The organism is Sodalis sp. RH24, assembly GCF_047324145.1.
Taxonomy (GTDB): Bacteria; Pseudomonadota; Gammaproteobacteria; order Enterobacterales; family Enterobacteriaceae; genus Acerihabitans.
Genome location: NZ_CP178729.1, coordinates 1,386,571 through 1,398,035 on the forward strand (window position 1 = coordinate 1,386,571; position 11,465 = coordinate 1,398,035).

At 58.2% G+C, this 11,465-nt stretch carries 9 protein-coding genes; 6 read left to right on the forward strand and 3 right to left on the reverse strand.

What is annotated here, in order from left to right; translation table 11 throughout:
* Positions 1-25 precede the first annotated feature (25 nt).
* Entirely contained in the window at positions 26-1,231 is a 1,206-nt protein-coding gene (locus ACL2XG_RS06425; protein ID WP_413722575.1) for an aminotransferase class I/II-fold pyridoxal phosphate-dependent enzyme, read from the forward strand.
* Positions 1,232-1,476: 245 nt separating this feature from the next.
* Here ACL2XG_RS06425 and ACL2XG_RS06430 read toward each other — a convergent pair whose 3' ends face one another.
* The 3 genes from ACL2XG_RS06430 to ACL2XG_RS06440 all read right to left on the reverse strand — a co-directional run bounded on the left by ACL2XG_RS06430 (position 1,477) and on the right by ACL2XG_RS06440 (position 6,362).
* Positions 1,477-4,566 carry an efflux RND transporter permease subunit gene (locus ACL2XG_RS06430; protein ID WP_413722574.1) on the reverse strand — a complete coding sequence of 1,030 codons (3,090 nt, stop codon included), beginning with the start codon at positions 4,564-4,566 and terminating at the stop codon, positions 1,477-1,479.
* Positions 4,563-5,672: an efflux RND transporter periplasmic adaptor subunit gene (locus tag ACL2XG_RS06435; RefSeq protein ID WP_413722573.1), complete on the reverse strand. Its 1,110-nt coding sequence runs from the start codon at positions 5,670-5,672 to the stop codon at positions 4,563-4,565. Before ACL2XG_RS06435 ends, ACL2XG_RS06430 begins: the two co-directional genes overlap by 4 nt.
* A gap of 75 nt (positions 5,673-5,747) precedes the next feature.
* Positions 5,748-6,362, reverse strand: a complete 615-nt coding sequence (locus ACL2XG_RS06440; RefSeq protein ID WP_410015502.1) for a TetR/AcrR family transcriptional regulator — start codon at positions 6,360-6,362, stop codon at positions 5,748-5,750.
* An 89-nt stretch (positions 6,363-6,451) separates the two neighbouring features.
* Between ACL2XG_RS06440 and ACL2XG_RS06445 the strand changes: the two genes are divergently transcribed.
* The 5 genes from ACL2XG_RS06445 to ACL2XG_RS06465 all read left to right on the forward strand — a co-directional run bounded on the left by ACL2XG_RS06445 (position 6,452) and on the right by ACL2XG_RS06465 (position 11,465).
* Positions 6,452-7,909: an efflux transporter outer membrane subunit gene (locus ACL2XG_RS06445; RefSeq protein WP_413722572.1), complete on the forward strand. Its 1,458-nt coding sequence runs from the start codon at positions 6,452-6,454 to the stop codon at positions 7,907-7,909.
* A gap of 103 nt (positions 7,910-8,012) precedes the next feature.
* On the forward strand, positions 8,013-8,498 hold the full coding sequence (locus ACL2XG_RS06450; protein ID WP_413722571.1) for an NAD(P)-binding domain-containing protein: 486 nt from the start codon (positions 8,013-8,015) through the stop codon (positions 8,496-8,498).
* A gap of 147 nt (positions 8,499-8,645) precedes the next feature.
* Positions 8,646-9,074: an SDR family NAD(P)-dependent oxidoreductase gene (locus tag ACL2XG_RS06455; protein ID WP_413722570.1), complete on the forward strand. Its 429-nt coding sequence runs from the start codon at positions 8,646-8,648 to the stop codon at positions 9,072-9,074.
* An 87-nt stretch (positions 9,075-9,161) separates the two neighbouring features.
* Positions 9,162-10,046: a LysR substrate-binding domain-containing protein gene (locus ACL2XG_RS06460; RefSeq protein ID WP_410015506.1), complete on the forward strand. Its 885-nt coding sequence runs from the start codon at positions 9,162-9,164 to the stop codon at positions 10,044-10,046.
* A 243-nt stretch (positions 10,047-10,289) separates the two neighbouring features.
* The gene (locus tag ACL2XG_RS06465) at positions 10,290-11,465 is read left to right on the forward strand and encodes an LLM class flavin-dependent oxidoreductase (RefSeq protein WP_410015507.1); all 1,176 of its coding nucleotides are present in this window, start codon (positions 10,290-10,292) and stop codon (positions 11,463-11,465) included.

Sequence of the window (11,465 nt, forward strand, 5' to 3'; positions counted from 1 at the left end):
AAGAACGTTTTTCAGAGGAACCACAATGAGTATCCAACTTTCGCGCCGTGTCCAGCGGGTGACCCTCTCCGCCAACGCCGCCGCCAAGCAACGTACCAATGAATTGAAAAGCGCCGGGGTGGATATCCTTGACCTGACAACCGGCGAACCGGATTTCGATACTCCCGACGCCATCAAGCAGGCGGCTTACCGGGCCATCGCCAAAGGTGAAACCAAATACACCGCCACCCCCGGGGTGCGCGCACTGCGGGAAGCCGTTGTGCGCAAGCTGGCGCGGGAAAACCGGCTGATCTATCCCCTGGCGGAAGTGGTTATCGCCAACGGCGCCAAGCAAATCATTTTCAACGCATTCGCCGCCACCCTGGATGATGGGGATGACGTGCTGGTACCTACCCCATACTGGCCCACCTTCCCCGACAGCGTGCGTTTTAACGGTGGCGAGCCGCGTTTCCTGCCCTGCCCTTTGGAGCAGGGCTACAAGCTGCTGCCGGCGCAGCTGGAACAGGCCATCGGGCCGCGTACCCGCTGGCTGGTGCTGAATACCCCGGGCAATCCCAGCGGCGCGGTCTATACCCACCAGGAGCTGGAGGCGCTGGCGGCGGTGCTGCGCCGCCATCCCCAGGTACTGGTGATGCTGGATGAACTGTACGAACATATCCTGTTCGACGGCCGCCGGCATATCGGGCTGCTGAACGTCGCGCCGGATTTGCGCGACCGCGCGCTGCTGGTGGGCGGCGTGTCGAAAACCTATGCCATGACCGGCTGGCGCATCGGCTACGGCGCCGGTCCGGCCACGTTGACGCAGGCCATGGTGGTCACCCAGTCGCAGATCTCCTCGGGCGCCAGCTCGGTGAGCCAGGCGGCGGCCCTGGCGGCGTTTGAAGGCGGCCTGGATTTCCTGCCGCCGCAGGTGGCCAGCTATCAGCGGCGCCGGGATACGCTGGTGGAATATCTTAGCGCCGTGGATGGACTGGAACTGCTGCCGCCCCAAGGCAGTTTTTTTGTATTTTGCCGTTGCGCGGGGTTGTTGGAACAACGGCGACCGGACGGCCGCCGGCTGGAAAACGAGGCGGATGTGCTTGATTACCTGCTGGAGCGCGGCGTATCAGGCATTGGCGGCAGCGCTTATGGCTTGTCACCTTATTTCCGCCTTTCCATCGCCACCGATGATGCCACCGTTGCCGAGGCGGGGCGCCGTATAGCCGCCGCCTGCGCCGCGCTTAAAAGCTAAGCCCTGCTACCCAGGCCTCCATCGCGTCGTTACAGGGCGGCCTTAACGCCACTCTCCGGCCCGTCGCCCCGTCCGGCCCACCTGCCGCGCGAAGAGCGCTGCCTGGGGCCGCACGAGCCGGCCTGTCCGCCTGCGGCGGCACCTCAAGCCGCTGGTTTTCTTGCGTTCTTTGAGGAGAATAAACCGCTTGGATCCCCATCATTTCATCTATTTCCCATCATGCCAGCGGCCCCATGCAGTCGGTATTACGTCGTAGATTTGTTTTCAGCGGACGCCTGTTGATCGGGACGTATTCTGAACCAGATGGTATACATTGCGGGCAGGAAGACCAGCGTGATAATGGTGCCGCCAAGCGTCCCGCCAATCAGGGTATACGCCAGCGTTCCCCAGAACACCGAGTGCGTCAGGGGTATAAACGCCAGAATGGCCGCCATCGCCGTCAGCAATACCGGTCGGGCTCGCTGCACCGTCGCCTCGACTACCGCATGGAATGGCGCCAACCCTTCCTGCTCGTTGTGATGGATCTGCCCTATCAGGATCAGGGTGTTACGCATCAGGATGCCCGACAGCGCGATCAACCCCACCAGCGCATTGATGCCAAAAGGCTGGTTGAACAGCAACAGCGTTGGCACCACCCCAATCAGCCCCAGGGGCGCGGTGAGAAATACCATCACCATTGCCGACATTGACCGCACCTGCAGGATAATAATCAACAGCGTCATGGCCATCATGATAGGGAACAACGGCGCCATCGCTTTGGTGGCTTTGCCTGATTCTTCTATCGGGCCGGCCTGCTCTATCCGGTATCCTGCCGGAAGCGTAGCGATGACAGGCTGCAATGCCTTCATGATTACCGTGGAGACATCCGGCGGCTGCAGGTTTTCAGCAATATCCCCCCGTACGGTAATGGTCGGGGTACGATCACGACGACGCAGAATGGGATCTTCCATTTGCACGTCCACATGACCAATCTGAGACAACGGGATACGCTGACCTGATGACCCCACCAGGGTAAAACCGGCTATTTTTGCCGGATCGAGCCTTATATCTCCTGCCGCACGTCCCATAACCTGCACCGAACGGATATCTTCACGCACCGACGTGATGGGTACGCCGGAGAGCAGGAACTGCAGCTGCTGAGCAACGGCATTTGATGTCAGCCCTACCGCCTGGAGACGGTCCTGATTGAGCGTAAAATGCAGCGTCGGCACCCGCGGCCCCCAGTCGGTGTTGACGGTCCTCATCATCGGGCTGGCCTGCATCACCCTTTCCACCTGGTCTGCGATTTCGCGCAGTGTGGCGGGATCAGGCCCCATGACACGGTAAGCTACCGGATAAGGTGAATACGGACCGAACACCAACTGAGTCACGCGCACGCGCGCCGCAGGAGCCAACCCGCCGGCGGCCGCGTCACGGAGTCGAAACTTGAGCGTCTCACGCGCCTCCTGACTGTCCGTCAGCACGACAATTTTCGCAAACGACGGATCGGGCAGCTCTGGCGCCATGGCCAGATAAAAACGCGGCGAACCCTGCCCTATGTAGGACGTAACGATTTTTGCCTCTTTCTGTTGTTTCAGCCAGCTTTCGATTTTCGCCGTTGCGGCACTGGTCTGCTCAATAGAGGTGCCATAAGGCATCTGCACTTCTACCAGCACCTCCGGTCGATCAGAGGTGGGAAAGAATTGTTTTTTTACCAGCCCCATACCGAGGATAGCGACAGTAAAGACGGCGATAACGGTACCAGCCACGAGCCATTTTCGCGCGATGACGCGAGTCAGCACGCGGCGAAAGCGGTTGTAATGACGCGTGTCGTAGATGGCCGCGTGTCCGCCCTCGACCGTTTTGATCTCTGGCAGCATTTTCACGCCCAGATAAGGCGTAAACACCACCGCCACCACCCAGGAAGCAATCAGGGCGATACCCACTATCCAGAACATATTGCTGGTGTATTCACCGGCGGTGGACTGTGCAAACCCATTGGGCATAAACCCGACGGCCGTGACCAGCGTGCCGGCAAGCATGGGGGCGGCCGTATGGCTCCAGGCATAGGCCGAAGCTTTGATGCGGTCGTAGCCCTCCTCCATTTTCACCACCATCATTTCAATGGCGATGATGGCATCATCCACCAGTAATCCCAGCGCCAGGATCAGGGAACCCAGCGTAATACGGTCAAAGTTTTTGCCGGAAGCCTCCATCACCACAAAAACCACAGCCAGCGTCAGCGGCACCGCAGCGGCGACCACCACCCCCACCCGCCAGCCCATGCTGACGAAACAGACCACCATCACCACGAGCAGCGCGACAAAGAATTTGATCATGAACTCGTCAACGGCGGAGCTGATGTTGACTGACTGATCGGTCACCTTCGTCAGCGTCATGCCCAGTGGCATGCCCTTATTGATGTTAGCCGTTTCCGCATCCAGCGCCTTACCCAGATCCAGACCGTTCCACCCCTCACGCATAACGATACCCAGCAGTAGGGCCGGCTCGCCCTGGTTTCTGACCATGAAGGTCGCCGGATCTTCGTAACCCCGTTCAACGGTTGCCACGTCCGAAAGCTGCAGCGTCCTGCCCTGAACGACGATGGGCGTTTTGCGGATTTTCTCCAGTTTGTCAAAGGCGCCATCCAGACGGATAAAGACCTGCGGTCCGCTGGTGTCAATGGAACCGGCTGGCGTCAGTACGTTCTGGCTGTTAAGGGCGGCGAAAATATCCTGAGGAGAAATGCCCAGCGTAGCCAGACGGTCATGCGAGAAGGAGACAAAGATGCGCTCGGCCTGCTCGCCAATAATATTGACCTTCTTAACCCCCGGCACATGCAGAAGACGCTGGCGCAACGATTCCGCATCGCGGACCAGCAGCCGCTGCGGCTCCCCTTTCGCCTTCAGCGCAAAGAGTGCGAAGGTCACGTCGGAAAATTCATCATTGACCATCGGCCCGATCACGCCTGCCGGCAGGTTCTTTGTTTCATCGCCGAGCTTCTTACGCGCCTGATAAAATTCTTCCTGAACCTGTGAAGGCGGCGTGCTGTCCTGCAGCGACAGCATGGTAAACGCCAGACCCGGACGCGTGTAAGTCTCACTACGGTCATACCACTTGAGCTCCTGCATACGTTTTTCAAGCGGTTCGGCCACCTGATCCTGCATTTCCTGCGCTGTCGCACCCGGCCAGGCGGAAATAATCGTCATCTGTTTTACGGTAAACGGGGGATCCTCCGCCCGCCCCAGTGCAAAGAACGACAGAATACCGGCGATCGTAATCAGGATAATCAGGAATAAGGTAATGGATCGCTCGCGAACGGCCAGCGCCGAGAGATTAAAGCGCCCGCTACTCATGGCTTACTCCCCGCAACGCTGTCATCGCCTTGCTGCGCCGTGCGTACGGTTTCACCGTCATGCAGCAAGTGCGCCCCCAGAGCGATGACCTGTTCACCCGGCTTCAGACTCCCGGTCACCCTTGCAGCGTCATCCCCAAGGCCGAGCACCTGAACCGGTCGCCAGGACACCCTTGCGGGCTGACCGGAAATGCCCCAGACGCCCGGCCCTTTACCAGGATCATAGAGTGCCGCTAAGGGCACCTGCAAGACCGGCAGCGTTGTTTTGTCTTCGGCAATGTGAAGCGTCACGGTAGACCCCAGCGGGGCATTAGCCAGCGCGCCCTCCAGCACATATCTCGCCTCAAAGGTGCGCGTCACCGGGTCAGCCGCATCGGAAAGAAGGCGAAGTTTTGCCGCAACCTGCTGATTACCGGTGCCGTAGAGCGTTGCCTGAGCCTCGCTGCCCGGCGCAGGTCTTAGCGTCTCAGGTAACTGTACGTCGGCCTCGCGCTGGCCCGCCCTGGCCAGCCGGATGACAGGCTGCCCGGCGCTGACCACCTGACCCGGTTCAGCCAGCGTATCCATGACCACACCATCGGCGTCGGCCAGCAGCACGGCATAGCCCGTCGCGTTTTGCGCCACATTAGCCTGAGCCTGGGCAGCGCTGAGCTCAGCTTTAGCCGTATCTGCCGCGGCCTTTATCTGATCGTAGGCCGATGCGGAAACGGCACCGGCAGCGACCAGACCACGGTAACGGGCTGCGTCATCAGCCGTTTGTCTGGCGCGCGCGCGCGCCGCCGCGACAGCCTGTTGCTGCGCCTGCGCCTGCAGGCCCAGGTCCACGGGATCCAGACGCATCAGCGGCTGACCGCGTTTAACGGCCTGACCGGTATCCACCAGACGTTCGAGAATTTTACCCTGTACCCTGAAGCCGAGATCGCTTTGAATACGGGCGACAACAACGCCGGTGAATGCGCGGGAGACGTCGACAGCGCTCACTACGGTCGCAGCCCTGACCAGAGGAGGCTGAGTCCGTGGATCGTCGGTGCCGGTAGTGTCGCCGCATGCCGCCAGGGCAAGCGGCAGCAGGCAAACAGCTAAGGTGGCGGGTTTAAGCCTGAGCATGGGTTCCCTTAATGAAGTCAACTGGACAGTAACCTCATTCTCAGACTAGTGACTAATAATGTCAATAGTCACATTCTAGGGCGATAGGCTTCTCAGTATGAGTGAGGACAAAAGTGCAGCGGCCGCCGGGGCCGTCTCCAGGTTGTATTGCAGTTGTACCGGACTGATATAAGGTCGCATGACCAGATATATGGCATGGGTAGCCTCATCGAGCGGCGTTTTCCGCTCAAATTCGCCCGTAAGCCGCCCTTCCTGAATGATCTGTTGAATGAGTTGCCGCAAACGTTCTTCATGTATTTGAGCGGAAGGCCATTTATCCTGCGCTGCCACAGCCGCGATGTCATAAAGCTTGCGATCGTGAAAAAATAAATCGCTGCCGGCTTCAGTGAGCGCCCTGAACAGGCGCCTTAACTTTTCGGATGCCGTCGGCGCCCCGGCGATCGCTGAATTGACAATCGCCATGATCATGTCCAGCCGGTTAGAGCAGATCACCTCGCCGATTGCCTGCTTGGAATCAAAAAACTTATAAATATAAGCCTTTGAAAAACCAATTGCTTTAGCCAGGTCTGACACGGTGGTTTTCTCATAGCCGAAATGCCCGAAGTGCTCCGTGGCGGCTTCCACGACCTGATCCCGAACGCTGTGGTCCGAAGGTCCCCGTGGGGGATGTACCGTTGTGTGTTTTGTCATTTTTCCAGCTTAGCTCAATAGCACCCGATTGACAACACGTGACCATTTGGTAATGTAGTCACAATACAAAATTGACTCAAGGCTTACCAATGTTCCTCCTGCGTACTCTTGCCCTGGCGGTAAGTACCGGCTTACTGGCAGGTTGTGCCGTCGGGCCGGATTATCATCGTCCCGATGCACCGCTTTCAAAGCAATATCTTTCTCAGCCCGCCGTGACGCAGAGAGAGGTATCCCGCCCCGCCAGTTTTGCTGTCTGGTGGGAGGGTTTTAACGACCCCCGGTTAAGTACGTTCGTGTCTGACGCGCTCGCCCAGAATCTCGATCTCGCTCAGGCAACGGCCAGAATGGCACAGGCCCGCGCCGGGCTTGGCGCGGCAACCGCTGCCCTCCTGCCTTCCGGTAACGTCAGCGGACAGGCCGCGCGGGCGTATCAGTCGGTCGAAACGCCGCTGGGCCAGGTCCTCAGCTCAACGCCGGATTATAATCGCTACGGCAACAGCTATGAAACCGATTTGAATGCCAGCTGGGAGATTGACATTTTCGGGGGACTGAGACGCGATCGCCAGGCCGCACTGGCTGATTATCAGGCCTCCGAGGCAGGCGTTTCCGCGGTCCGCCTTGCCGTTGCGGCCCAGACTGCCGATATCTATATCACCCTGCGCGGGTTACAGGCCCGGCTGGCCATCGCGAATAAGCAGATCAGTACGCAACAGGCGCTGCTGGAGAAAGTGCGACTGCTCCACTATAAAGGACTGGCTCCCGAGTATCAGGTGCGCCAGACCGAAGGGGCGCTGGCACAGGTTCAGGCCACCGTGCCGGTTCTGCGGACAGGCATCGATGCCGCGATGAATGCATTAGACGTTATGCTTGGCACCCCGCCCGGCACCCATCGCACCCAGTTGGCTACGCAGGAGGCCATCCCGCAGGCCCCGCAGATCACCGCAACGGGCACACCTGCCGACCTGCTGCGCCGCAGACCCGATATTATCGTGGCGGAGCGCCATCTGGCGGCCGCCAATGCACGTATAGGCGCCGCCGTCAGCGAGTATTACCCGACGTTTTCTCTCAGCGCATTACTCGGCAGCGCGACGGCGGTTTCCGGCGACAATCTGTTCTCCAGCGGCGCCAGCCAGTCGGCAGGAATACTGGGACTACGCTGGCGGCTCTTCGACTTTGGCCGTATCAACGCCCAGATAGACCAGGCGAAAGGCCAGGAAGCGGAGGCGCTCGCCGCCTACCGTCTTTCGGTGTTACGCGCCACTGAAGATGTTGAAAATGCCTTCTCCGCTCTGGTCAACCATGAAACGCAGACCGCCTTGCTGATGAGCGGTGAAAACGCCCTGGCAAGCGCTCGCCAGTCGTCTTTTATCGCCTACCAGCAAGGGACGGCGAGTCTGATTGATGTTCTCCATGATGATGAAACTCTGCTGCAGGCTTCCGACACCCGTGCGCAGGCTCAGACTGAGTCTGCCCGCGCCGCTGTCGCCGCGTTCAGGGCGCTCGGAGGAGGCTGGCAGCCGCCAGCAACCCAAACGGAGACGCCATGAGATGCAGCCTATTTTCAGGGACCCGAGTGCATTTACCGTCGCAGAGGTGGCCCACTTTTACCGCTGATAACACAGCGGAAAGATACTGATAGCCGGGGGCGTCATGAGCAGGATAGGGATTCTTGGTGTAGATGCGTTATCCGAAAAAATAATAACAGCATTATTTCTGGCCGTGCCCGACCTGCAGGTATTTCTCTCGCCCGGAAACGGTGAGCGGGCTCAAAGGCTGGCAAGGGCATTCCCATGCTGGACATTGGACGATCATCAGGCGGTAACTGATGAAGTTGAAATCATCATTCTCAGCGTTGCCCCCCACGCCTTAGCGGATATGGCAAAGCAGCTGAAAATGCGCAGTACACAGACATTAATTTCTCTGGTACCGGATGTTTCCTGTCAGACCCTGCGCATTTTGTTCCGGCACTCTGACTGCGTCAGGATAAAGCTGGCTTATGGCTTAGACATCGATAAACCGATAGTGCTCCTGACAAACGCCAGTGAAAAAACACAGCGTTTTTGTTCCCTGCTGGGCCAGGCCTGCGTAATGACTACCGATGCGGAATTTGATTTTTTGGCCGGTATTCAGCCGTAGATGACCAGTGAGGGATAGGTAGGGTTTCACGGCAATGACAAAGTACAGCCTTTATCAAAGAAAATAACACCGGCCAATGACGTAACCGTACGCGGTGAACGCAACAGCTTCCGGCACACCTTACACGACACAACTTGAGTGATTAATATGACAACCATCAATAAGGGATGGGTACTTATTACCGGAGCCTCTGGCGGATTTGGTGAAGAGTGTGCGCGTCAGTTTACCGCTCAGGAAAAATCGCTCATTCTGGTGGCACGGCGACTGACTAAGCTTGAATCTATGGCACAGGAATTACGCGAAAGTGACAAAACTGAAGTGATCGTTGAACAGGTAGATCTATCCGATATGTTTGCTATCAGCGATCTGCACAGTCGATTAAAGCAACGAAATATTGTGGTTGATACTCTTATTAATAATGCTGGCCAAGGTTTACAGGGCAGCTTTCGGGATCAACCACTCAATGAGACGCTGGACATGATTAATCTGGATATCGTGAGTGTGACTGCCCTGCGGCCTTGTAATCAGATAGCAGAACACGAAAACAGAGTCAGTAGTGCAACATTAGTTAGTTAATTATGTTCTTTGACATCTTTTACCTTACCCGACGACAATCTCCCCGGGCGGATTGCAACCCGCGAAAAACAATGGCCGATCCTGAACATGACGAATACTGAAAATCTGGATATTGAATTGTTACGAACCTTTGTCGCGGTGGCCGATTTACAAACCTTTTCCCGGGCGGGTACCCAGGTCGGCCGTACCCAGGGGGCCGTCACCCAGCAAATGCAGCGGCTGGAAACGCTGGTGGGCACCACCTTGTTTCAAAAAGAAGGGCGCAATAAGCAGCTCACCCAGCAGGGCCGGCAATTATTAAGCTACGCCCGGGATCTGTTGATCCTCAACGATGACGCCTTCCGATCGCTGAAAGACAGCCGTTTTTCCGGCGTGCTGCGCATCGGCTCCCCGCACGATGTATCGGAAACGCTGCTGCCCCCGCTGTTAAGCCATATTGCCCGCTGGGCGCCGAAGCTGAGTTTGCAACTGGACGTCGGGCGCAGTCCGTTTTTAATGGAAGCGCTGCACCGGGGCGAAATCGACATGACCATTTCCACCCGGCTGGACCCGGCGCTGGACGGGATTTTGCTGCGCACCTCCCCCACCGTCTGGGTGTGCGCCGCCCAGTATGTGCATGTGCCGCAGGAGCCGCTGCCGCTGGTGCTGGCGGATTATCCCAGCATTTTTCGCCGGGTGGCGGTGGAGGCGCTGGATGCGGCCCAGGTGCGCTGGCACCAGGCTTACACCACCTCCAATTTGCTGGGCATCAAGGCGGCAATCAAAGCGCGGCTGGGCATCACCGCGCGCAGCATCGAGATGCTGGACGGCGATATGCGCGTACTCGGCGAAGGGGATGGTTTGCCGCGCTTGCCGGACACGCAGTTTTATCTGTGGTGCCGGCCGGGCAGCGGTAATACCCTGGTGCGGCAAGCATTCGACGTGCTGGCCAACAGCCTGTCGGGGCAAAAACGGCTGCATGCCAACCGTTAAAGGAATGGTTAAGGGAAATAAATTTATCTATTAGCATTCCGGATGTATATCCGTCATGATCGCTCAAAACGATTTTATTTTTATTTATTAAAAACAGAATGTTATTAAGTCCTCTCTGCATTGCTGGCCCTTTAAGCGGTAAAAACGCATAAATATATCCGTTATTCGCATTTTCCGCTTTTCCCGGCCGCCTCTAGTATTGCTTCACCTTAAAAAAGGCCCATGTTGGCCGTGTGGAGCGGTATGAACAGACACTTATCCGGCGCAGAACGTGCAACCCGCGCCAGGACACCCGCGGAGATCCCGGGCAGTCCGCTTTATGAAGTGCTTAAACAGCCTTTCCTGCTGGGGTTATTTCTACCCATCCAAAGCGGCGGCTGGAGCCCGTCGACGCTGCCCCGCACCACCGACTGGCACTTTGAATACAACAAAGCCCTGACCCTGAAAGCCGAAGCGCTAGGGCTGGATCTGGTGTTCGGCCTGGCGGAGTGGAATCAAAAAGGCGGCTATGGCGGCGAGATCGGCTACCGGGCCAACAGCCTGGACCCGTTTATCACCACCGCGGCCCTGGGGGCGGTAACCAGCCGCATCCTGCTGATATCCACCCTGCATATCCTTTATGGGCCATGGCATCCCCTGCATCTGGCGCGCTTTGGCGCCACCCTTGACAGTATTACCGGCGGCCGCTGGGGACTGAATATGGTGACCGGCAACCAGGACAGCTATGCCAGAATGTTCGGCAGTCCGCAGATTGAACATGATACCCGCTACCGCATGGCGGAAGAATTTATCGGCTTCCTCAAAGCTTACTGGAGCAGCGAGGACAATATCACCCTTACCGGGGAATTCTGGTCCACCGAACAGGCGTATATTTCACCGCAGCCCAAATACGGACGGCCGCTGCTGGTTAACGCCACCGGCTCGGCGGCGGGCATAGAATATGCGGCGCGCCATTCCGATCTGGTGTTTATCACCAGCCCGGCGGGAGCGGAGATCGAAGCCTCCCTGGCCGCGCTGCCCGCCCATACCGCCAAAATCCGGGCCGCCGCCGCCGCCCGCAACCGCACCCTGCGCACGTTAATCAACCCTATGGTGATTTGCCGGCCGACGGAGCGGGAAGCCTGGGAGTACCACGACGCCATTGTCGCCGCACAGGACCACGTGGCGGTGGACAACTTTTTCGCCTCATTGAAAAAGCGCGACAGCCAGGCCTTCCTCGGCCACCAGCGCGATCAAAAAGCCGTCGGCGGCAATATCCAACTGGTGGGCGACCCCGCGCAAATCGCCCGTTATCTCCAGCGCCTGAAAGCCGCCGGGTGCGATGGCGCGCAGCTGACGTTTTATGATTTCGAACCTGACCTGGCGTATTTCGGCGAGGCGGTACTCCCCCTGCTTAAAGACGCGGGTTTACGGCGCTGA

What these genes read in the sequence shown, in the direction of transcription:
- ACL2XG_RS06430 (WP_413722574.1), bottom strand. Translation starts at nt 4,566, where the DNA reads ATGAGTAGCGGGCGCTTTAATCTCTCGGCGCTGGCCGTTCGCGAGCGA.
- ACL2XG_RS06460 (WP_410015506.1), top strand. Translation starts at nt 9,162, where the DNA reads ATGACGAATACTGAAAATCTGGATATTGAATTGTTACGAACCTTTGTC.
- ACL2XG_RS06465 (WP_410015507.1), top strand. Translation starts at nt 10,290, where the DNA reads ATGAACAGACACTTATCCGGCGCAGAACGTGCAACCCGCGCCAGGACA.
- ACL2XG_RS06445 (WP_413722572.1), top strand. Translation starts at nt 6,452, where the DNA reads ATGTTCCTCCTGCGTACTCTTGCCCTGGCGGTAAGTACCGGCTTACTG.
- ACL2XG_RS06435 (WP_413722573.1), bottom strand. Translation starts at nt 5,672, where the DNA reads ATGCTCAGGCTTAAACCCGCCACCTTAGCTGTTTGCCTGCTGCCGCTT.
- ACL2XG_RS06455 (WP_413722570.1), top strand. Translation starts at nt 8,646, where the DNA reads ATGACAACCATCAATAAGGGATGGGTACTTATTACCGGAGCCTCTGGC.
- ACL2XG_RS06450 (WP_413722571.1), top strand. Translation starts at nt 8,013, where the DNA reads ATGAGCAGGATAGGGATTCTTGGTGTAGATGCGTTATCCGAAAAAATA.
- ACL2XG_RS06440 (WP_410015502.1), bottom strand. Translation starts at nt 6,362, where the DNA reads ATGACAAAACACACAACGGTACATCCCCCACGGGGACCTTCGGACCAC.
- ACL2XG_RS06425 (WP_413722575.1), top strand. Translation starts at nt 26, where the DNA reads ATGAGTATCCAACTTTCGCGCCGTGTCCAGCGGGTGACCCTCTCCGCC.